Annotated in this window: 1 pseudogene; it reads right to left on the bottom strand. The window is 48.1% G+C overall.

Annotated features, from left to right (window positions below):
• Window positions 1-285, bottom strand: a pseudogene (locus tag VJI93_RS08690) (indole-3-glycerol phosphate synthase TrpC); the annotation flags it as partial.

The raw sequence follows: 285 nt of genomic DNA on the forward strand, positions 1-285 counted from the left end.
GGATGTAACATCCGGCTGTTTCAGTAGGGATTCACCAACCAGAAAGCAATGCACATTGTGTTTTTGCATCCGTACAATATCAGCTGGTGTCGACAGGCCGCTTTCGCTTACTACTAGCCGGTCGGGAGGGATAAGCGGAACCAAATCCTCGGTAGTCATCAGGCTGGTTTTTAACGTCTTTAAATTGCGGTTATTAATGCCGATCATCCCTGTGGGGAGTAAAAGCGCACGTTCCAGCTCAAAGCGGTCATGTGTTTCGATCAACACGTCCATGCCGTAATTGAT

Source organism: Parvimonas sp. M20 (assembly GCF_035282425.1).
GTDB lineage: Bacteria > Bacillota > Clostridia > Tissierellales > Peptoniphilaceae > Parvimonas.